Genomic DNA, 20,849 nt, shown 5'->3' on the forward strand with positions numbered 1-20,849 from the left:
GCGGCTCGCGCCGCTTGCGCATATTCCCCGTGTTCGTTGTCCTTGCGAGATCAAGCCATGCCCCCTGCTTCTCCGTTCCCGAGCCGTACGTTTCGGCAAACCTTTCCCGATGCGCCGATCGCCATACCCGGCGATCCGTCCTATGAGAACGCCATCGATATCTGGGCGGGCGGCCGCGACCGCCGGCCTGCCGGCGTCTATGTATGCCGTCAGGCCGCCGACGTCCAGACCGCATTGCGTATCGCGCGCGACTGCGGGCTTGCCGTGTCGGTGCGAGGCGGAGGCCACGACTGGGCGCGTCGCGCGCTGTGCGACGGGCTGGTGATCGATCTGACCTCGATGCGCAACGTGCAGCCCCACGACCATGGTCGAACGATCCAGATCGGCGGCGGTGCGCTGGCGTCCGACGTGTTCGCGGCGACTGATCCGCGAGGGATGGCTGTCGTAACCGGCGCGTCGGGTGCCGTCGGGATGGCCGGACTGACGCTCGGCGGCGGCTACGGGTCGCTGGTTGGCCGTTTCGGGCTCGCACTCGACAATCTGGTGTCTGCCGAGGTTGTGCTGGCCGATGGTTCCGTCGTCCACACAAGCGACACGCAACACGCGGATCTATTCTGGGCGTTGCGCGGCGGGGGCGGCAATTTTGGTGTCGTCGTTTCGATGGAGCACCGGCTGCATCGACTCGAAACGGTCTACAGCGGTCCGCTCTTCTACCCGATTCAAGCCGCACCTGCCGTGCTGGCGAATTACGCGAGCATCGCCTCGGACCGGCCGGATGCGCTGACAGTCCAGTTCGGTCTGCTCAGTGGGCCCGACGGTTCGCCGGTGCTGCTCGTCGCGCCGACGTGGAGTGGTAAGCCCGGCGACGCCGAGGCGCAGGTCGCGCCACTCCTCGCGGCCGGCGATCCACTCATGTCGATGATCGCGCATCAGCCTTACGGTGCATCGAATACCCTCTTCGACGCACACATCGTGAACGGCCAGCGCGTGCTGATGGACACCCGTTCGCTGCCTGCCCTGTCTCCTGCCGTGATCGAGATCCTGCTCGATGCGTTCGCGCGACGTCCATCCAGCGGCTGCGCGATCGTTACGCACGAGTTCCGCGGTGAAGCCACGCGCATCGCCACCGACGCGACCGCGTTCGCGATGCGCGAGCCCCACCTGTTGATCGAGATCGTCGCCGGCTGGAACGCCGGCAGTGACGACGATGAGGCGCGCCACGCCGACTGGGTTGCCCGTCTGTCGAGCGCACTAGCCACGCATGCGTTGCCGGGGTGTTATGCCAATCTGCTGGCGAATGGGGATCCGGCACGTGCGGCGGCAAGCTTCGGCGCAAATGCCGCGCGTATCGTCGAGCTGAAGCGCCGGTTCGATCCGGACAACGTGTTCAGGTCGGCCTTGCCGTTGCCGACGATCGCAGGCGATCAGCCTTCGCGTCATGCCTGACTGCCTCATCTCTCGCGATCAATGACCGCGAGAGATGAGGCAGGCGAACCTCGTGCGCAACGAGCACCACGAGACGTTCCGATGTCGCATCGGTGAGCGGCCGCCGCGCACCGCCCTGACGTCCCACAGGCCGGCGATCGGCGGTCCGCCGCCGCTCAGCCCGCCAGCTTCCTGAACGTTTCGAGCACCGCATCGCCCTTGAACGGCTTGACGATCCAGCCCTTCACACCGGCCGCCTTGCCGCGCTCCTTCATCGCCGGGCTGCTTTCGGTCGTGAGCATGATGACGTTGACGGTCTTGTTCGCGAGTTCGCCGCGAATTTTCTCGACCATCGTCAGGCCGTCCATATTCGGCATGTTCACGTCGCTCACGATCAGCCGGATATTCGAATCCGTCCTGAGTTTCGCGAGACCCTCCTTGCCGTCGATGGCCGTCGCGACGTCCAGACCGTTTTTGGTCAGAAAGCCCGCGACTTCATCGCGAACGGTGCTCGAATCGTCCACCACCAGAATCTTTGCCATGCCAATGTCCTTGCGTCGCCGACGCGTTGTATCAAAACAGATCGAGCTCGCCCGATTCGACGAGATCGTCGACATCCAGCGTGTTTTCAGAGAAATCTTCGGGTGACCAGCTCAGGTTGAACACGAAGCGCTGGTCGATCGCGACCGATTGCCCGCTCGTCTCGTCGTGCAACAGATACTGGAAACGCAGTTGCGGATTATCCGAGCCGAACGAGATGTAGCGATGCTTGTGATTGACCAGCAGCGGCACCTGCACCTGACTCGCTTCGCGCGCACTCTGCGGACCGAGGAAGCGGTCCTTGAAGGCGCCCCAGATCAGATTGGTCAACTCGCCGAGCAGGTTGTTCAGATCGCGAAAGCCCGCTTCCGCCGCGCCCGGGCCGCTCACACCACTTGTACCGCTTGCACCATTTGCACCGCTCCGGCGCGCCGCGCGGTCGCGTTCGATCATCGCGAGCAGCGGGTCCTCCTGCGCCTGCATCAGCATGTAGCCGCGGCACCATGTGCCTTCGAGCGGAATCAGGCTGAACACCTCGCCGAAGATAATGCGATCGCGCACGACGCTAGGCGCGTCGCGGCGCACCGTGACGCCGTCGAATAGCGTCGCGAGCCGCGCTTCCGTGATCTCCGCGATACCGCGCACGAGCGCATTCGGAAAGTCGAGGCTGAAGATGTATTGATCGACAGCCGCGCACAATGCGCTCATGTTCGCGGCATCGAAGCTCGCGCAGGCCGCGTTCTTCAATGCGTGCGGCAACTGTTCGGGCGGCGTGTTGCCGCTCAAGCGCAGAATAACCGGCAGTTCGGGACGCAAAGTATTGATACGCGCCGCAGCCGCAGCGGCCTCGTCGAGCGAGCCGCCGTAATCGTCCGCGAGCAGCACGCCGCCGAGGTCGATGCTGGTGCTCAATACCGCGCTCAGGCGGCGGCTGTCGCGCACCTTCAGCGCAATTAGATTGTGCTCATCGAAAAAGAGCTTCAGGGCTTCCGCGTGTGCAGGACTGTCGTCGAGCACGAGCACCTTACTGACGGGCTTGCTGAGATTCATCGTATTCAGTGTGCGAATGCAGTGTCGCTAGAAAAGTTCGAGTGCGCCTTCGCTCTCGTCCGCCGTGGCGAGTTCGGCCCTGAAATCGAGCGGCGCCTGGGCGCACAGACATAAGGTGACGCCGAGCCGGACCGCCCCGCCGATCGTCAACTCATACGTCCACACCTGATCGGGCCGCAATTCGTCGAGATACTCGACGCATGCGCTATGCAGTTCATACGGCGTCGACATGCCGAGATCGGGGAAGACGTTCACCAGTTGCTGGTTCATATAGCCGCAACAGAGGTTGCCGAGTTCCATCAGCGTTTCCGGCAGCGGGCGCGTCGTGTCGTCGCCGACGTAATACGCGCGCGTCGCTTCGTCATTGCTGAAATGCAGCACGAACAGCAGCCGGAAGCCGATCGACGAGATCGTCAGGACCGTCGCGCACGGCGCGGCCGGACGATCGCGATTCCACCTCGGCACGGCGGCGATCTCGCACGCATCGCCTGGCGTCGCGGGCAAACGCGCGCGCGCGGCGTGGCAGAAGATGTCCACGATGCTTTGCTTCGCCTGATCGGTAATCACGCCGCGGCCTGTTCGAGGCGGGATTGAAACTGCGTCGCCAGCGCCTCGACGCCGCCGAGCGAGGCCGTAATCATCTTGCCGCCCGCCTGAATATCCTGAAACGTCGCGGCCGTCGTCAGATCGTTGCGATGCAGGCTCTCGCGATAGCTTTTCGACAGGTCCTGCGAACGCGACGCGAGCGAACGCACTTCGCCCGCGACGATCGAGAAGCCGCGGCCGGCCGTGCCGGCGCGCGCCGCTTCGATCGACGCATTGAGCGAGACGATCAGCACGTGCTGCACGATCGAGGACAGTTCCTGGTTCTTCTTGTGCATGTCGCGGTTCTGCGACATCAGCGAAATCATCTGCTCGTGCCAGCGCTCGAAGGTGATGCACAGCGTCTTCAGACGAGCCGCTTCCTGAGCGATCCGCGTGGCATGCTGCAACCATTCGTCACCGTGGGCACGCGCGGCGTCGAGCGAGGTCTGCAAGGCATCGCGCTCGTGCGCGCCCTGCTGTGCCTCGGCGCGCAGATCGGCAAGCCTCGCTTCGAGCGCGGCATGCTCGCGGCTGGCCTCTTCAGCGAGGCCGTGCGCGGCTTCCAGTTGCGCTTCGAGCGCCGCGACGCGCTCGCACGCGAGGCGCTGCACCTGTTCGCCTGCCTTGAGCTTGCGGCGATAAAAAATTCCCGTGACCAATGCGGCGACGATGCCGCCCACGCATACCGTCAGAAGATAATGTTCAAGCACGACCGGCTCCCCTCGCTACATTCAACATACGCTCAACACACGACCCGGCCCGCGGCAGCATCCGCGTCACGCTCGTGCGATTGCGCTGCATCGGCGGATTTGTCGAGACTGTCCACGGCCCAGTTTTCGGGGAAATACACGACGGTCTGGAAGCGGCGATAGTCCGCGCCGCGCCGCTCGTCGGTAAAACGCAATTCGATGCGGCCCTGCTCGCGCCGCACGAAATCGCGCACCGCATCCATGCCGACCCCGCGCCCCGAAATCTCGCTCACGCTTTGCGCGGTCGAGAAGCCGGGACGGAAAATCATCTCCGCAATCGCTTCGTCGCTGAGCGCGGCATCGGCCTCGATCCAGCCGCGTGCGACGGCGGCCGCGCGAATCTTCGCGAGCGCGAGGCCGCGCCCGTCGTCGCTAATCGTGATCTGCAGCGCGTGATGATCGACACCGACTTCCAGATCGATAACGCCGGCCGCCGGCTTGCCGTTCGCAAGACGCTCGACGGCGGCCTCGATCCCGTGATCGACCGAATTGCGCAGCAGATGCGTAAACACGTTGCGCAGCGTGTTGCTCGCCTCGCTGCGCACACGATAGCCGTTACTGTCGATACGCACCGTGGGCGCTTCTTTACCGAGTTCGGCTGCCAGCGACGGCAGCGATTCGATCACGCCCGCGAGTGCCTCGTAGATCGATTCGGTGCCGAGCAGACGCAACTCGCGCTGCAACGATTCGCGCAATGTCGCGAGTTCGCGCTGATCGGCCGGGTCCGCGCTGCCGAGCATGTCGAGCACGTTCAACTGCTTCTGGATCAATTCGCGATCGACCATCAGATAGCGCTCCATCGCGCCGCGCTGGCCCGGCCCCTTGCGGCCGAGGCTCACCTCGTTGATCGTCGCATAGGTTTCGAGCGCCGCCTTCACGCGTTGCAGGTCTTCGATCAGCAACTGCTGGTCCCACGTTTCGCTGCTGTTCTCTCGGCGCAACGCGTCATAGCGCTGCTCGGTTTCATGCACGACGCCGGTCAGATGCGCAAAGCTGTAGGTGCGCGCATTGCCCTTGACCGTATGCATGTTGCGGAACAGTTCGGCCACCGCCTCGTGGCTCGGTTCGTGATGCTGACGAATGATGCGCTCGTTCTCGTGGATAAAGCCCGTTGCGCTTTCGACGAAGTGATGGAATTTCTCCTGACTCACCGCGAGAATTTCGCCGATCATTTCGAGGCGGCGTTTCTGTTCGCCGGCTTCGGCAGCGAGCGCGCGCAACTCGGTCACGTCGCGCACGCACAGCATCAGGCGCAATACGACATCGTTTTCGTCGGTGATGGCCGACCAGCTCAGATCGAGCGTCTTCACGCGACCATCGGCCATCGGCTTGGTGATTTCGTTGACGAGCAGATGCTGGTTGAACTCGAAGTTCATGCTGTCTTCGCCAATGCATGCTGCGAGCGCGGCCTCGATTTGCGCGAGCCTGTCGCTGCCGATGCCGGTGCCGCCGAACACGAGATCGAGCAGCGGACGCCCCGCGATCTCGCGCGTTTCGAAGATCGCTTCGAGATAGGCCGAGTACTCCGGATGCACGACCACGCCTTCGACCACGGTCAGAATGCCCTGCTGCATGTTCTGCAGCATCGCCTGGATGTCGGCGGTCTTCTGCTTCAGTTGCAGCGAGCTTTGCTGGATCTTTTCGATCATGCCGTTGAACGCGACGATCGAATGACCGATCTCGTCCATGCGGCCGACCGGCACGCGCCGCGTGAAGTCCTGGCTCGCCGCGATCTCGCTCATCTCGACCTGCATGCGGCTCAGCGGACGCGTAATCTGGCGATACAGCAGCGCGCTGATCAGCACCAGCACGGCGATGGCCGCGCCGGTCGCGGCGGCGATCGCGGTCGTGGTGGTGGCGAGCGCGTCGTTCAGCGTCCCGATCGCGGCGTCCTTCTGGCGATTCTTCTCGATGCGCAGCGTCTCGACGATACCTTCGAGTTCGTCGCGATACTCCGCGACGTTCGCGAACAGATAGGCCTGCGCAAGTTCGTTCTTGCCTTCGGCCTTCATCTTCGCGGTGTCATTGACCGCGTTGAAATAATTCGCGAGGCTCTCGCGCGCCTGGCTCACGAGCCCCGTTTGCGCCTGACCTTGCGCGGCCCGGGCCTGCACATCGAGTGCGGCCTGCAACGAGGCTTCCTTGCTCTTCAGAAGCGCCTGGGCCTGCGCAACCATATTCGCGTCGGGCGCATAGACGAGCGTCATCATCGCGAGCTGCACGTCCTTGACCTGCGAGACGAGGTCCGCCGACGCGAGCGCGCTCGGCACGACACCTTGAGTAACCTGCCGCACATTGACGGCACTGCTGCGGGTCTGAAGCACGGCGTAGCCGCCAATGGCGGATAGCGCAACGAGCATCAGAACGACGAGAAGCGTGATGCAGTGACGGATGGTCATCTGAAGATCCCCGAGATCTGGAAATGCAAAATCCCCCGCTTTTTGCGGGTCGCCCGTGTGATTTTGTACTTGCGGGCGCGGGGATTATCGTCGCGGGCGTGTGACGAGGACGTGACGAAATCCCCGTGAAAGAGTGCGATTTAAGGATTTGCCGAAAAAAAATTTTCAGAGGCCGATATGGGCTCAAGTTCGGGAAAGAACTGCCGTTATTCATGCCCGATGGTTTTCTCCTGGGCCTGTGGCGGGATGAAGCCTGCTGATCGTCAAAGCGCGGGTAAGCGCGGGTTCGAGCTTCGATAACAGCCTGGGAAGAGCGGACTCACGGCTTTCTCATGCCGCTCTTTTTGCACTCGGGTACGGGGCCGTACAGCACCGCAGAGTGCATGGACAGCACATGACCATGCCGCGTGAACCGGGCCCCTAAGGGAAAACGAGCGGCGCCCCTTGTCAACCGGATGGCATTTTTCTACGTTCTCGCAGACGGCATTCGCCATAATGGATGCGCCGGGGCCTCTCCGTTATCGACGCCCGCGCGCATGAACGACCAAAAACGTTTTCACCACCGATGGAGTGTCCCATGAAGATTCAATCCGCTATCGCTGCGCTGGTGCTCGGCGCGGTACTCGTGTCACCGGCGTTCGCGCAGAACAGCCAGCAGACCAAAATGGCCGATTGCAACAAGCAGGCCGGCGACAAGAAGGGCGACGACCGCAAGGCGTTCATGAAGACCTGCCTGTCCGCGAAGCCGGCCGCCGCCGCGCCGATGAGCCAACAGGACAAGATGAAGGCGTGCAACGCCCAGGCCACCGGCAAGAAAGGCGACGACCGCAAGGCGTTCATGAAGACCTGCCTGTCGTCGTCGGCGCCGGCGGCTGCCAACTAGAACGTCCGCACGAAATCGCCGTCTCCCACGGCGTCGGCATCTGCCGGCGCCCGCCGGCGCCTGTGTCGAGCACGCGGGCGCCGGCGCATCGGGCCTGCCTCGCCCATCGCGGCCCGGCCGCGCGCTTGCCGGCACGGCTCGCGCTTTGTCTTCCTTCGCTGTCCGCCCGCACGAACCCGCCGTTTTTCTTCTATGATGGCTGCGGAGACGGCCCACCCTCACCTACCCGACACAACCGGATCAAACGGGCCGCCATCTTGTCGTTCGTGCTGCTGAGCATCGACCGGAGGCAAGGATGGTATCGAAGTATAAAAACCGCTGGCTGAGGCGGTGGTTGCTGGTCATCGTATTCTGGGCCGTGCCCGTGGCGATCGTTGCGGTCAACGAGATCCGCGAGGAAATGTCGTATAACGCCGTCGACCTCGACCGCGCGTTGACCACCTGGAATTTCACCGACGCGCAACGCGCGGCCGGCGCGCCCGCGCATTGCCACGGCAAGCCCGACGAAGCGAAAGCCGCCGGCTGCCCGGCCGACGTGCTGGCTGCCAACGCGGCGCGCCAGCAGGACGCGATCAACGAATACAGCGTGCGACGCTCGACGCTGATGGCTTATCTGTGGCACGCGTTCGTCGGCTACTGGGTGGTGCCGGCGGCGATCCTGTTCCTGATCGGCGTGATTATCGGCATGGTGCGCCGCGCGCTGCGGCGTCCGCCGCCGGTCAAGAGTCCGGCGAATCACGGGTAAGCGGCATGTGCGGCTTGCCTCGCGAAATGGCTGCACGAGCGCGGCCATTTCAATGCGATGCCAATCGCGTCACGCATTGCGCAGAAAATCGGTAAAAACGGGCCTCCGTGTCGCTTCGTCCATGCCTCGCCGGCGCATCGCCAGGATCGCGGTACGCAGCGCGCATCTCGCCGTCAATACGTCCACGCCCCGCTCGCGCAGCACCTTTGGAGGTTTTCCATGTCCTCCATTGCGCCCTTCGAAGCCAGTCAAAATTACTCGCCGGTCGGTCTCCATCGGCCTCAAAGCCCCATCCCATAAGGCTTTCGCATGCGCATGCCACACGCCTTTATGCGTCGCCTGTGTTATAACTTAAAAGCGACCGGGCGAAGCCATTCGCGGTTGCGCCACGGATCCATGATGAAGAAAATGGAGAAAAACGATGCAAAGACGACACTTCATGTTGAAGACGACCGCCGCACTCGCTGTCGGAGGCCTTGCACTCGCTGGCTGCACGACGACGGGCAACAGCAATCCCACCGCCGCCACGAACGCCTCGAAGCGTCAATCGATCGACGCCAGCGTCGACGGCACGATGTCCAAGCTGTTCACCACCGTACCGGGCTCGCGTGAGCTGGTCTCGAAGGCGCGCGGCGTACTCGTGTTCCCTTCGGTGCTGCAGGCGGGCTTCATCGTCGGCGGCCAGTATGGCGAAGGCGCGTTGCGCGTGGGCGGTGCCACGGTCGGCTACTACAGCACGGTGTCGGGCTCGTTCGGCCTGCAGGCCGGCGCGCAGTCGAAGGCGCTCATCTTCATGTTCATGACGCAGGACTCGCTCGACAAATTCCGCAACGCGGACGGCTGGTCGGCCGGCGCCGATGCATCGGTCGCGCTCGTGAAGGTCGGTGCGAATGGCGCGATCGACACGAACACGGCCACGGCCCCGGTGGAGGTCTTCGTCATGACCAACGCGGGCCTGATGGGCGACGTGTCGCTGCAAGGTACGAAGGTCACGCGCCTGAAGATCTGAGCGCGGGTCCGAATGCGCTAGTGCGGCCATAAAAACGGCGGTGCGTCTGTCGATGCACCGCCGCTTTTTCTTTTCCCCCTTCACCGCTCCGCAGTCAGCCTCGCCGCCGGCGAAGATCAGCTTCCCGACGTATCGATCACCTTGAAGCGCGAGCGCTTCTGCGCGCGAATCACCGACTGATACGCCTCCACGTATTGCCGCGCCATCCGGTGCGAAGTGAAGCGCTCCTCGAAGCGGCGCCGCACACCCGCGCGCGGCATCTTGTGCAGCCGGGCCACCGCTGCGACCGCGCCGATCTCGTCCTCGACGATAAAGCCCGTCACGCCGTCTTCGAGCACTTCGGGCACCGAGCCGCGATTGAATGCAATGACCGGCGTGCCGCACGCCATCGCCTCGATCATCACGAGGCCGAACGGCTCCGGCCAGTCGATCGGAAACAGCAGCGCGTGCGCCCCGGACAGAAACTCGGCCTTCTGGCCGTCGGCAATCTCGCCGATGTATTCGACATACGGCAGATCGAGCAACGGCCGGATCTCGCGCTCGAAGTATTCGCGGTCGGCCGCATCGACTTTCGCGGCGATGCGGATCGGCATGCCGCAGCGCCCCGCGATACGAATCGCGGTATCGACGCGCTTTTCCGGCGAAATCCGGCCGAGAAACGCGAGGTACTTCTGCTCGACCGGCTGCGGCGTGTACAACTGCTCCGGCAAGCCGTGATAGACGGTGGTGAGCCACCGCGCCTGCGGCAGCGGATGACGCTGCGCATTCGAGATCGAAATCACCGGCGCGGTGTTGAAGGTGTCGAACACGGGCTGCTGCTCGGGCAGATCGAGCCGGCCGTGCATCGTCGTGACGAACGGCGTGTCCTGCCGCTTGAAGACCGAGAACGAGTAATAGTCGAGGTGGAAGTGCAGCACGTCGAACTCTTCGGCCTGGCGGCGCACGAGTTCCATCAGCAGCATATGCGGCGCGATGCGGTCGCGAATGCCCGGGTCGAGACGCAGCGCGCGCGGCCAAACCGCTTCGAGCTTCGCGCTCGTGACGGAGTCGCCGCTCGCGAACAGCGTCACGTCGTGGCCCTGTTCGACCAGCGCCTCGGTGATGTACGACACGACGCGCTCGGTGCCGCCATAGAGTTTCGGCGGCACGGATTCGGTCAACGGGGCGATCTGCGCAATCTTCATAGTCTGTCTCCATGAGCCGGCGGCTTGCGCCTCGTGGCGGTGCGCGCCGGCGACGCCGAGTATGACAGCGCCGTTACCCGCGATCAATGCGCGCTTCGCCCAGGCAGGCGTCCATCGTTCGCACATCGTCGGACAAGGCTCATTATTTCCTGGCGGCCAGGGAAAAGCCGCCGGTCTTGCATTTGCTCGGTGCTGTTACACCCGGCTTACATCCGGTGACGGGCGCGGCGAAGTGTAGCGAGGGGGGCAAAGCGGGACGACCAGGCAGGACGACAAAGCGGGGCCGCAACCCGCCCGGCACGCGGCGCGCAAGCGGGCGGCCGAAGACGACAGGTCGGGCGAGCCAGGCGGCCCGCGCCTAGCCATGTCCGCCGCCCTCGCCCGGCTTGCGCAGCGGCACGCGGCGCAAATCGTCGAGAAAGGTGTCGCGCCACACGCCGAGGTCGTTCTTGCGCAGCGCCGCCATGTTGATCTCGTGGCGCCGCTGGCGTGCGTCGAGCGGCATCTGCAAGGCGCGTTGCAGAGCCTCGCACATGCCGACGGAGTCGTGCGGATTGACGAGTAGCGCACCGGAGAGCTCCGCAGCCGCGCCCGCGAAAATCGATAGCACGAGCACGCCGGGGTCGTCGGGATTCTGCGCGGCGACGTACTCCTTCGCGACGAGATTCATGCCGTCGTGCAGCGGCGTGACGAAGCCGATCTGCGATTCGCGGAACAGCGACATCAGCTTCCAGCGGTCGTACTGCTGGTTCAGGTAGCGGATCGGCGTGTAGTCGAGGCCCGAGTAGCGGCCGTTGATGCGCCCTGCTTCGTATTCGAGGTCCTGGCGAATCTTCTGATAGGTCGCGACGTCCGAGCGTGTCGGCGGCGCGATCTGCACGAGCGTGACGTTGCCGCGCCATTCGGGCGAGCGTTCGAGCAGTAGCTCGAACGAGCGGAAACGCTCGACGAGCCCCTTCGAATAATCGAGCCGGTCGACGCTCATGATGAGCTTGCGCCCTTCGAGGCTCTGCTTGAGGTCGAGCACATGCTGGCGGCTCTCGTAGCGCTTCGCCTGCACGGCGATTTCGTCGGGGAACACGCCGATCCGGTAGACGCCGGTGCGCAGCTTGCGCCCGAACGCCTCGACGACGCCATCGGCGCTCACGGTGCCGCGCGCATGGCGCGCCACGTAGTCGTGGAACGCCTGCTGGTCGGTGGCGGTCTGGAAGCCGAGCAGGTCGTAGCACGACATCGACTTCACGAGCTCCTCGTGCGGCGGAATGTTGAGCAGGATCTGCGGCGCGGGAAACGGAATATGCAGGAAGAAGCCGATGCGGTTCGCGACGCCCTCGTTGCGCAGCGCCTCGGCAAACGGGATCAGATGGTAGTCGTGAATCCAGATGATATCGTCGGGTTCGAGCAGCTTGACGAGCTTGTGCGCGAGCCATGCGTTCACGCGCCGGTAGCCCGCATACTCCTCGCGCTCGTAGCGCGCGAGGTCGTTGCGGTAGTGGAACACGGGCCACAGCGTCGCGTTGGAAAAGCCGCGGTAGTACTGGTCGTAGTCCTTGCGCGTGAGGCCGACGGTCGCGAAGGTCACGGCGCCGTCCTGGTCGAGCGTCGGCCCGGCATTGGCGACGGTTTCGCTGACTACGTCGCCGCTCCAGCCGAACCAGACGCCGCCCGCGTCCTTCAGCGCGCCGAATACGCCGACGGCGAGCCCGCCCGCCGATCCTTTGGTCTCCGTCGGCGTCGCGACGCGATTCGACACGACGATCAGTCGGCCCATCTTGCCTATCCTCCTTGGGTTGCCGGGATGCGCGCCGGTCCGGCTCGTTCGCGGCTGTGGACGCGGCGCACGCATGGACAGCAAACCGTGTGCCTGGTCGAATTGCGCTGGTCGGTCCGTGCGAACGATTACGGCTACGGCTTGCATTGCCGGGCGCCCCTCAGCCGAAGCCCTACCCAAATGTACCCATAGCACGAACCAGCGCGTGGCTAAGCCCGCTCCTGCGCCTTCCTCGCTGCAGCGAGAGCAGCGGCATCGGCTGTGCCCTCCGGCCGGCCGACGCGGCTCGCCACCGGATCGGCTTCGGTATGCGCGGCCGTGCTGCCGGCCGGCGCCTGCCTGCCGCGCGGCAGCCGGTCGAGACGGGCGCCGTCGCCGCTTTCCGGTTCCGCCGACACCTCGGCCCGCGCGCGCGGCAGGTACTCGGGATAGTGCCGCTGAATGAAATCGAGCAGCCCTTCGCGCACGCGGCAGCGCAGATCCCACGCGAGGCCGGAATCGGACGCGCTGACGAGCGCGCGCAACTGCATCGCGCGCTCGGTGCCCTCGGTGACCTGCAGCACCTGCACGCGGCGATCCCACTCGGGCGCGTGCTCGACGATGCGCGCCAGCTCTTCGCGCAGCGGCGCGAGCGGCATCCGGTAATCGACGAACAGAAACACCGTGCCGATGATCTGCGAGCTGCTGCGCGTCCAGTTGGCAAACGGGTTTTCGATGAACCATTGCAGCGGCACGATCAGGCGGCGCTGGTCCCACAGACGCACCGCCACGTACGTGCCGGTGATTTCCTCGATACGCCCCCACTCGCCCTGGATCACGACGACGTCGTCGAGGCGGATCGGTTGCGAAAGCGCGATCTGCAAGCCCGCGATCAGATTGCCGAGCACCGGCCGCGCCGCGATACCGGCGACGAGACCGGCCACCCCGGCCGATGCGAGCAGACTCGCACCGATCTGCCGGACACCCGGCAAGGTCATCAGCGCGCCGCCCATGCCGACGATAACGATCACGATCATCACCGAGCGCGCGAGCACGCGCGCCTGTGTGTGAATGCGGCGCGCCTGCAGGTTATCGGCGGTATCGAGCGGATGGGCGCGAATGATTGCCTCGCCGATCGCCGCCGCCGATCGCACCGACAGCCACGTGAGCGCGGCGATCAGCGCGATCGAGGTGACGTCGCGTACGGGTTCGATGAAATGGAGGGAATCGGGCGCCTCGGACCAGACCCACGCGAAGACGAAGATCACGAGGACGAACAGGGTCGGCTTGTCGATGTAGCGCAGCACCACGCTCGTGAGCGTATGCGGCTCGGCGATGCGCATGACGATGCGCGAGCCGAAGCGATGAAAGCCGATCGCCACCACCGTCACGATGGCCGTGACGACCAGCGCGCCGAGCCATGAGTGCAGCGGCGCGGCGGCCACGCGGCTGAAGTCGTCGAAAGTAGGCATAACGGGCATCTTCCTCCGGGCTCGAGCGACGGCGGCACGCCTGCGGGACTACTCACTTCCCGGGCGGCCGCTCCCGCCTGAGGGAGAACGGCCGCCGCGGCACCCGGCGCGCGTTTGCCGGGCTACCGGGATGCCGGGCGGAAGGCCCGGCGCGGCGGATCAGCCGCCGCTTCGGCAGGGAAACGCCTTGCCGAGTCCGAGCGAAATCGCCGTGCTCGCGTTGTAGCCGGCGGCGTTCGGATTGTCGGCGATGTACCGGCGCACCGCGTCGGTCAATTGCGCCGAGCGTGCGTCCGCCGGCAGGCAGAAATACTGGCCGACGCGCGGACCGGTGGTGCCGCCGATCGCATCGATCGTGTTGAAGATGCCGTCAGCCGCGCCTTCGATATAGGCCGCGCATGCGCTGCGCGAAGCCACGTCGGTCTTGGTGCACAGCTTGTTGAGGTCGCCTCCCGTAAACGCGGCTGCCGATAGCGGCAAAGCAAGCGCGCCGGCGAAAATCAAAGCCCGCAGCATGGTGCTCCTTTCCAGGTTTGTTTATCACGCGGTCTTTCGCCGCGTCCAGACGGCACACCGCGTGGCGCGCCGAGATCGTCATTCTGCACTGTTTTACGCGACGGCAGCAGGCAGGCCGCCATCACGCACCGGCAAATGGCGGCGACCAACCGGGCGCACTGGCTAATTCACTGGCGAACTCATCGGCTGATTCACCCACGGCGAGTTTGCGCCGCACACTGCCCGTGCCGGCTCGCCGCCGGTTACTTCTGCTGCTGCGCCTGCTGCATGCGCGCCGTCAGCCCTTCGACGGCGTCCGGCTCCTTGTACTGCTTCGCGAAATCGAGCGCGGTCATGCCGATCTGGTTCTTCACGCCGATATCCGCGCCGTTGTCGAGCAGCAGCTTGAGCGTCGACATGTGGCCGCCGCGCGCGGCCATCATCAGCGGCGTGGTGCCGTTCGGCGAACCCGCGTCGACGTAGGCCGAGTGATCGAGCAGCAGTTTGACGATGTCGTCATGACCGTTCGCGGCCGCGTAGTGCAGCGGCGCCCAGCCCTTCTTGTTGACCTCGGCGTCTTTCGCGAGCAGCAGGTTCACGAAGTTGATGTCGCCGACAAGCGAGGCCATCATCAGCGCGTTTTCGCCCGACTTGTCCTCGATCTCGATATTGGTTTTGGGATTCGCGACGAGCGCCGCGCCCACCTTGTCCGACTTTTCGCGCGCGGCGATCACGAGCAGCGGGATGCCCTGGTTGTCGACGCTGTTCGGGTCCATGCCCTTCGCGATCAGCTTGTTGACACCGTCGATGTCGTCGAACTTGACCGCCTTGATGAGCGAGTCGATCGGTGCGGCCTGCGCGGGCGCGGCGACCAGCGTGGTCAGCGCCGCGCAGGCGAGCGTCGCGGCAAACGCCGCGCGCCGCACCGGCGCGAACGCCGCGGCAAGGCCCGCGCCACGGCGCGCGGCCGGTGCCGAAGCGGGTTGGAAAGCAGCGGACGACATCGAAATATTTTTCATGTTTTGCTTTAGGAGACTTCCCTATCCATTTGATGTTACTCGACTTTACACTCAAGCGCCGACCGGCGCCGGAATCCCGAACAGCCTGAAGAAGTTTTGCGTGGTCGCGGCGGCCAGCGCCTCGTCCGACATCTCGCGTTGCTGCGCGATGAAGCGTCCGACATAACTTACGTACGCAGGTTCATTGGGTTTGCCGCGATACGGCACCGGCGCGAGATACGGCGAGTCGGTTTCGATCAGCAGGCGCGCGAGCGGCACGCGGCGCGCGACGTCCTGCACCTCGGTCGCGTTCTTGAACGTGACGATGCCCGATAGCGAGATGTAAAAATTCTGCGCGAGCGCCTGCTCGGCGATGGCCCACGGCTCGGTAAAGCAATGCATGACGCCGCCCGTCTCGCCCGCGCGCTCCTCGGCCATGATGCGCAGCGTATCTTCCGACGACGAGCGCGTGTGGATAATCAGCGGCTTCTTCGTCGCGTGCGCGGCGCGGATGTGCGTGCGAAAGCGCTCGCGCTGCCACTCCATGTCGGCGATCGAGCGGCCTTCGAGGCGGTAATAGTCGAGCCCCGTCTCGCCGATCGCCACGACTTTCGGATGCGCGGCCAGCTCGACCAGTTCGGCCACGCTCGGCTCGCGCATGTCCTCGTGATCGGGATGCACGCCGACCGACGCGTAGACGTTGTCGTGGCGCGCGGCGATCTCCAGCACGGACGGCAGCGTTTCCAGGTCCACCGACACGCACAGCGCGTGCGTGACCGAATGGCTGCGCATGTTTTCGAGGATTTGCGGCAGACGGTCCGCGAGTCCTTCGAAGTTGATGTGGCAGTGCGAGTCGACAAACATGATGAGGTCCTGCGAAAAAATGGGCTGGTGAGCTGACCGGCGGACGGGCGGACGATCAGGTAGCCAGGACATGGCGCGGCCGCGGCCGGCTGCGGAGCCTTGCCCGGTTGCACGCCTCGCTCGCCCGTCCCGCTGGCTTTGCCTAGCCGGCCTGCGCGAGGCGCTTGCCGAGAATCACCAGATCGCGCTCGACGCCGTCGAGCACCGCGACGCGCGGCAGCGAGCCCCACACGTCGAAGCCAAAGCCGCGGAAAAGCCGCATGCTCGCCTCATTGTGACCGAAGACGAAACCGAGCACCGTGTCGATGCCGAGGCCCGGCGCCGCTTCGAGCGACGCGGCCAGCAACTGTTTGCCGAGCCCCTGGCCGCGCGCGCTTTCGTCGAGATAGATGCTGACCTCGGCGGTGCGCTGGTAGGCCGGGCGGCCGTAGAAATCCGAAAAGCTCAGCCACGCGATCACGCGGCCCGGCGCGCGCGGATCTTCGACGACCCACAGCGGACGTTTCTGCGGGCCATGCGCGTGAAACCACGCGAGCCGGCTTTCGACGCTGACCGGTTCGAGGTCGGCGGTGACTTGCCGCGACGCGACGGTCGAGTTGTAGATGGCGACGATCGCGGGCAGATCGTCGAGCGTGGCGTCGCGGTAGGAAAGGCTCATGGTGCGTTGGCTTGAAACGTTGACGTGGAGACGGGAAAACAGCGCAAAAAGGCCAAAAAAGGTGTTATGCAAACAGCGCGCGATAGCCGATAAACAGTTCCTCGAACACGAGGCGCGCATTCAGCGGATGGTTTTCGACCGCGCGCTGGCGCGTCACACTGCGCAGAAAGCGCGCGAACGCATTGGCCTCGGCCTGCGACGCGCACTGCGCAAGCGCCGCCGACGCCTGCGGGAAATAACGCGGCGCACCGGCCGTGCGCTGCGCGAGCAGATCGTACATCCAGCGTTGCAGCCAGCCGAGCACGAGCGGCACCGGCAGCTTCTGCAGCGCCTCGCCGCAGGCGAACGCGTCGCACCCGGCGCCGGCCGCCAGTTGCTTCAAAGTCCAGTCGCGCAGCGGACGGTTTTCGTCGCTGGCGAGCGCGAGCGCCGCGAGCGGCGCCCCGCCGGCTTCGGCGAGCAATGCCGGCGCATCGGCCACGCCTTGCGCGGCGAGCCACTGCGTGGCCGCCTCGGGCGCGGGCACGCTCATCGGCCATTGGCGGCAGCGGCTGATGATGGTCGGCAAAAGCCGGTCGATGCGCGCCGACACCATCAGGAATACGACCCCCGCGGGCGGTTCCTCGAGCGTCTTCAGCAAGGCATTGGCAGCCGCGACGTTGAGCGCTTCGGCCGGATACAGCACGACGACGCGTGCGCCGCCGCGGTGCGAACCGACCCCGACGAAATCGAGCAGACCGCGAATCTGCTCGATCTTGATTTCCTTGCTCGGCGTACGGGTCTTCTTGCCTTCGTCTGCGTCGGCCTTGTCGGCTTTCTCGTCGGCGGCATTGGCGGTGTTGGCCGGGCCGGCTTCGGCGGCAAGCGCTTCCGGCACGACGATGCGGTAATCGGGATGATTGCCCTGCGCGAACCAGTTGCAGGCCACACAGGCGCCGCACGGCTCGCCGTTGGCCTGCTGCGCCTCGCACAACAGCCCCTGGGCGAGGTGCTGCGCGAAACGCAGCTTGCCGATGCCCGCCTGGCCATGCAGCAGCAACGCGTGCGGCCAGTGGCCGCGCAGCTGCTGCAGGCGGTTCCAGTCATCGGCTTGCCACGGATAGATCATCGTTTCTCTTTTTGAATCAGTGGGTTGACAGCGCTTCCCGAGATTTGTCCTCAAATACGGTACGCGCTCGCACAACGTTATAAGCTTGAAATTATATTCTTTAAAAATCAAAGAACTGCAATCAATTCCTCAAGCTGTTTCTGGATACGCGCGATGCTTTGCGACGAATCGATGATAGCGAAACGGTACGGCGCCTCTTCCGCGCGGCGCATGTATTCGGCGCGCGTGCGCTCGAAAAACGCCGCTGACTCGCTTTCGAAGCGATCCGGATTGCGCGCCGCGCTGCGCCGCTCGTTCGCGACGGCGGGCGGCAGGTCGAACAGCACCGTGAGGTCGGGCTGAAAACCGCCCTGCACCCAGCGCTCGAGCGCTTCCAGCTTGTCGCGCGGCAAGCCGCGGCCGCCGCCCTGGTAGGCGAAGGTCGCATCGGTGAAACGGTCCGACAGCACCCAGTCGCCGCGCGCGAGCGCCGGCTCGATCACCTCGGCCAGATGCTGGCGGCGCAGCGCGAACATCAGCAGCGCCTCGGTTTCGAGGTCCATCTTCTGATGCAGCACGATCTCGCGAATCTGCTCGCCAAGCGGCGTGCCGCCCGGCTCGCGCGTCATGACGACCGAGCGGCCGGTCGCCGCGATCCTGGCCTCGAGCCGTTCGCGGAACCAGCCCAGATGGGTGGTCTTGCCCGCACCGTCGATGCCTTCAAACGTAATGAATTTGCCGCGCGCCATCATTGTCCTCGAATGTATTTGTCCACGGCCTTGTTGTGCTCGCCGAGCGTGTCAGAAAAAATGCTGCCGCCGTCGCCGCGCGATACGAAGTACAGCGCGTTGCTTTGCGCCGGATTCAGGGCCGCCTGCAGCGACGCGACGCCCGGCAGCGAAATCGGCGTGGGCGGCAGGCCCATGCGGGTGTAGGTATTGTAGGGAGTGTCGGTCTGCAGGTCTTTTTTCCTGATGTGGCCGGTGTAGCTCTCGCCCATTCCGTAAATTACGCTCGGGTCGGTCTGCAGCGGCATGCCCGCGCGCAGGCGGTTCGCGAATACCGCAGCGACGAGCGGCCGGTCGCCCGGCTTGCCGGTTTCCTTTTCGATGATCGAGGCCATCGTCAGCGCATCGTACGGCGTCTTGTAGGGCAAGTTCGGCGCGCGCGCGAGCCACGCCTCGTCGAGACGCACGTGCATCAGACGGTACGCGCGGCGGTAGATGTCGAGGTCGCTGGTGTTCTTGTCGAACAGATAGGTGTCGGGGAAAAAGAGCCCTTCGCCGTTGCCGATCGACGCCTCCGGCGCGCCGATCGCGCTCATCAGGTCGGCGTCGCTCATGCCGGCCGTGTCGTGCCTGAGCGCGGGATTCGCGTCGAGCTCGGCGCGCATGCGCTTGAAGGTCCAGCCCTCGATGATCGTCGCCACGTATTCGTTGACGTCGCCGCGTGCGATTTTCTGCAGCACCTCGTAGGGCGTGACGCCGCTCTTGAACTCGTAGTTGCCCGATTTCAGTTCGCTTTGCAGGCCGAGCACGCGCGTCATCGCGATAAACAGCTCGGGTTCGAGCGGCACGCCGCCGCGCTTGAGTTGCAACGTGACGCTGCGCAGGCTGCTATGCGGTTTGACGGTGACGTCGAGTTGCGCCGGGTTCAGTTCGAGCGGGCTCGTGGCCCAGTGATATCCAGCGGCGACGGCCGCCGCGGCCAGCACAACGACGACTGCGCCGGCAATGAAGCATTTCTTCAGAAGGGACACGTCAGGACAGAATTAGCGTTTAGATTGCAACGAACTGATTTTCAACGGGAAAGCCTCGCGCCGATCGGCATGGAGACTGCGCCGTCTTGCGGCCCTTGCGGGTTTTTTCGGTCCGTATTGGCCCGTATTGTATAGAGGTGGACACGAGATAGTCACAGCCGCGGGCCCGGAGTCACTGTACCACCTCGACGCCGGGCGACCCGAAGTGACCCGAATCGACAAGCTATCACGCGAAGCCGACGCCTGGAAGCGCGAGCGCAAGGCGGCTCTGCCTGCCGATCCAGCCGACGGAGCCGGCTCGAAACCGATGCATTGCCCCGCGTTTCCCGGTTTGACGCGTTTCGAGACCGCGAGAATACCAGCGCAACGAATCCAACCTGAAACAGTTTCCTTCTCAAAAAAATACGCCGATACAATGCGTCCGCCTATCACATCTGACTATTCGGAATTTGGCACCGAATGGTCAATCCGGGGAACCGATGCTTCAATGCTCATTCAAATTGAATGGTAAGCCGATGAGCGAATTAAAAATCGGTGCTTTATCGTTTCCGGCTTTTTCCGGCCAGGAAAATGACATCAATCAACCTGCTCTCATGTGTACGCCGGGATATGGTGCCATTCCCATCGCCCGCTACTACATTTTTGATCGGCAGTCGGGCGGCCTCCTCGGTCCGCTAAAGGAGCGGCTTGACCTGAATGGCAATAAAAAGGGCGAATGGTATTCGCTCTATGCCATCGACGGGAATATCGACGACGAGGTTATCTGCAATGGCATCGTTCGCGGCCAGTTCAGGCTGCACCCGAAAGGAAGACTGGGGAGAAGCGAGGGTTGCGTAACGATTGAACGGCTGACTGACTGGAATCGTATCCGCTCTATATTTACCGACACGCCGAAAGTACCCATTGCCGGGTCGCGGCTTAAAGTATATGACGAATTGATTGTGGCATGAAAAGGATTCTGATTTTTCTCGCCGTCGGCCCATGCCTCGCGCTGGCCATCTTTGCCAATGCAATATGGTGGATCATGCATCCGGATACGCCTTTGAATTTTTCAAATCCGGTATGGAACTCCCGAGTTCGACATTTCCGGCCGGAATTTGAGGCAATTTCGACCCAGAGCACCTTATAGATCAAACACTTGGCGTCCGTGGTTGTCGATGCGTTGTAGTGACACGAAATTTTCTGTGAGCCCTTGTT

General features: G+C 64.2%; 21 protein-coding genes. 6 read left to right on the top strand and 15 right to left on the bottom strand.

The window, feature by feature from the left end; translation table 11 throughout:
• Nucleotides 1–57: 57 nt before the first annotated feature.
• Nucleotides 58–1,446, top strand: coding sequence for an FAD-binding oxidoreductase (locus G3N58_RS10705; protein WP_205999139.1), 1,389 nt, complete (start codon nt 58–60; stop codon nt 1,444–1,446).
• A 155-nt stretch (nt 1,447–1,601) separates the two neighbouring features.
• On the opposite strand, the gene G3N58_RS10710 is transcribed toward G3N58_RS10705, so the two are convergent.
• From G3N58_RS10710 to G3N58_RS10730, 5 genes are read right to left on the bottom strand one after another with little or no spacing between them, the layout of a single operon-like run.
• The gene (locus G3N58_RS10710; protein ID WP_205999140.1) at nt 1,602–1,967 is read right to left on the bottom strand and encodes a response regulator; all 366 of its coding nucleotides are present in this window, start codon (nt 1,965–1,967) and stop codon (nt 1,602–1,604) included.
• Nucleotides 1,968–1,998: 31 nt separating this feature from the next.
• Complete coding sequence (locus tag G3N58_RS10715; RefSeq protein WP_205999141.1) at nt 1,999–3,015, bottom strand: chemotaxis protein CheX; 1,017 nt, start codon at nt 3,013–3,015, stop codon at nt 1,999–2,001.
• 27 nt (nt 3,016–3,042) lie between these two features.
• Nucleotides 3,043–3,582, bottom strand: coding sequence for a hypothetical protein (locus G3N58_RS10720; protein WP_205999142.1), 540 nt, complete (start codon nt 3,580–3,582; stop codon nt 3,043–3,045).
• A complete protein-coding gene (locus G3N58_RS10725; RefSeq protein WP_205999143.1) occupies nt 3,579–4,310 on the bottom strand; it encodes a methyl-accepting chemotaxis protein in 732 nt (243 codons plus the stop codon). Before G3N58_RS10725 ends, G3N58_RS10720 begins: the two co-directional genes overlap by 4 nt.
• Nucleotides 4,311–4,342: 32 nt before the next feature.
• Entirely contained in the window at nt 4,343–6,748 is a 2,406-nt protein-coding gene (locus G3N58_RS10730; RefSeq protein ID WP_205999144.1) for an ATP-binding protein, read from the bottom strand.
• Between the two features lie 577 nt (nt 6,749–7,325).
• On the opposite strand from G3N58_RS10730, the gene G3N58_RS10735 reads away from it, so the two are divergent.
• The 3 genes from G3N58_RS10735 to G3N58_RS10745 all read left to right on the top strand — a co-directional run bounded on the left by G3N58_RS10735 (nt 7,326) and on the right by G3N58_RS10745 (nt 9,385).
• Nucleotides 7,326–7,631: a PsiF family protein gene (locus G3N58_RS10735; RefSeq protein ID WP_167038203.1), complete on the top strand. Its 306-nt coding sequence runs from the start codon at nt 7,326–7,328 to the stop codon at nt 7,629–7,631.
• 295 nt (nt 7,632–7,926) lie between these two features.
• Entirely contained in the window at nt 7,927–8,376 is a 450-nt protein-coding gene (locus G3N58_RS10740) for a hypothetical protein (protein WP_167282855.1), read from the top strand.
• 421 nt (nt 8,377–8,797) lie between these two features.
• Entirely contained in the window at nt 8,798–9,385 is a 588-nt protein-coding gene (locus G3N58_RS10745; protein WP_167038207.1) for a YSC84-related protein, read from the top strand.
• Between the two features lie 116 nt (nt 9,386–9,501).
• On the opposite strand, the gene G3N58_RS10750 is transcribed toward G3N58_RS10745, so the two are convergent.
• From G3N58_RS10750 to mltG, 10 genes are all read right to left on the bottom strand, one after another.
• On the bottom strand, nt 9,502–10,569 hold the full coding sequence (locus tag G3N58_RS10750) for a glycosyltransferase family 4 protein (RefSeq protein WP_167038209.1): 1,068 nt from the start codon (nt 10,567–10,569) through the stop codon (nt 9,502–9,504).
• A gap of 358 nt (nt 10,570–10,927) precedes the next feature.
• Complete coding sequence (gene otsA, locus G3N58_RS10755; protein ID WP_205999145.1) at nt 10,928–12,340, bottom strand: alpha,alpha-trehalose-phosphate synthase (UDP-forming); 1,413 nt, start codon at nt 12,338–12,340, stop codon at nt 10,928–10,930.
• Nucleotides 12,341–12,549: 209 nt separating this feature from the next.
• Nucleotides 12,550–13,791 carry a mechanosensitive ion channel domain-containing protein gene (locus tag G3N58_RS10760; protein WP_205989346.1) on the bottom strand — a complete coding sequence of 414 codons (1,242 nt, stop codon included), beginning with the start codon at nt 13,789–13,791 and terminating at the stop codon, nt 12,550–12,552.
• A gap of 159 nt (nt 13,792–13,950) precedes the next feature.
• Nucleotides 13,951–14,307 carry a Rap1a/Tai family immunity protein gene (locus G3N58_RS10765; protein ID WP_167038213.1) on the bottom strand — a complete coding sequence of 119 codons (357 nt, stop codon included), beginning with the start codon at nt 14,305–14,307 and terminating at the stop codon, nt 13,951–13,953.
• 242 nt (nt 14,308–14,549) lie between these two features.
• A complete protein-coding gene (locus G3N58_RS10770; RefSeq protein WP_167038215.1) occupies nt 14,550–15,305 on the bottom strand; it encodes an ankyrin repeat domain-containing protein in 756 nt (251 codons plus the stop codon).
• A 51-nt stretch (nt 15,306–15,356) separates the two neighbouring features.
• Nucleotides 15,357–16,148, bottom strand: a complete 792-nt coding sequence (locus G3N58_RS10775; protein WP_167282858.1) for a TatD family hydrolase — start codon at nt 16,146–16,148, stop codon at nt 15,357–15,359.
• A gap of 142 nt (nt 16,149–16,290) precedes the next feature.
• The gene (locus G3N58_RS10780; RefSeq protein ID WP_167038219.1) at nt 16,291–16,806 is read right to left on the bottom strand and encodes a GNAT family N-acetyltransferase; all 516 of its coding nucleotides are present in this window, start codon (nt 16,804–16,806) and stop codon (nt 16,291–16,293) included.
• Nucleotides 16,807–16,870: 64 nt separating this feature from the next.
• Nucleotides 16,871–17,914: a DNA polymerase III subunit delta' gene (locus tag G3N58_RS10785; protein WP_205999146.1), complete on the bottom strand. Its 1,044-nt coding sequence runs from the start codon at nt 17,912–17,914 to the stop codon at nt 16,871–16,873.
• A gap of 107 nt (nt 17,915–18,021) precedes the next feature.
• Nucleotides 18,022–18,642, bottom strand: coding sequence for a dTMP kinase (gene tmk / locus G3N58_RS10790; protein ID WP_205991020.1), 621 nt, complete (start codon nt 18,640–18,642; stop codon nt 18,022–18,024).
• Nucleotides 18,642–19,652, bottom strand: a complete 1,011-nt coding sequence (gene mltG / locus G3N58_RS10795) for an endolytic transglycosylase MltG (protein ID WP_205999147.1) — start codon at nt 19,650–19,652, stop codon at nt 18,642–18,644. The genes tmk and mltG overlap by 1 nt, the downstream gene beginning before the upstream one ends.
• 205 nt (nt 19,653–19,857) lie before the next feature.
• Between mltG and G3N58_RS10800 the strand changes: the two genes are divergently transcribed.
• Both G3N58_RS10800 and G3N58_RS10805 read left to right on the top strand, forming a co-directional pair.
• On the top strand, nt 19,858–20,163 hold the full coding sequence (locus tag G3N58_RS10800; protein WP_205999148.1) for a hypothetical protein: 306 nt from the start codon (nt 19,858–19,860) through the stop codon (nt 20,161–20,163).
• Nucleotides 20,164–20,167: 4 nt separating this feature from the next.
• Nucleotides 20,168–20,602: a DUF2778 domain-containing protein gene (locus G3N58_RS10805; protein ID WP_241017064.1), complete on the top strand. Its 435-nt coding sequence runs from the start codon at nt 20,168–20,170 to the stop codon at nt 20,600–20,602.
• Nucleotides 20,603–20,849: the final 247 nt, after the last annotated feature.

The organism is Paraburkholderia sp. Ac-20342, assembly GCF_017104985.1.
GTDB lineage: Bacteria > Pseudomonadota > Gammaproteobacteria > Burkholderiales > Burkholderiaceae > Paraburkholderia.